Raw genomic sequence first — 440 nt, forward strand, 5'->3', positions numbered from 1 at the left:
GCGACCAATGTCATCACACTCGACAACACGGGCGTACAGGATAGCGCCGGCAACGCCGGCAGCGGCAGCACCAGCTCGTCCAATTACACGGTAGCCACTGTGCGCCCCACAGCCACGGTTGCGCTGTCCGATAGCGCGTTGACGGCGGGTGAAACGGCTACCGTCACCATCACGTTCAGCGAAGCGGTGACGGGACTGACCACGGCTGACCTGACGGTAGCCAACGGTTCCATTGCCTCGCTCAGTTCTTCCGATGGCGGCACCACGTGGACCGGCACGTACACGCCGACATCCAGTATCGAAGACACGACCAATGTCATCACGCTCGACAAGACAGGCGTCGCCGACAGCGATGGCAATACCGGCAGCGGCACGGCCAGTTCGTCGAACTACACTATCGATACCCTGCGGCCCACCGCTACCATTGGGCTGTCCGATAC

General features: G+C 62.0%; 1 protein-coding gene. It reads left to right on the forward strand.

Going from position 1 to position 440, the window contains the following annotated elements; all coding sequences use genetic code 11:
- Positions 1-440 (forward strand): Ig-like domain-containing protein (locus tag GM668_RS30770; RefSeq protein ID WP_229500145.1); only part of this gene is annotated, 440 nt, incomplete at both ends.

Source organism: Pseudoduganella ginsengisoli, assembly GCF_009720865.1.
Classification (GTDB): domain Bacteria; phylum Pseudomonadota; class Gammaproteobacteria; order Burkholderiales; family Burkholderiaceae_D; genus Rugamonas; species Rugamonas ginsengisoli.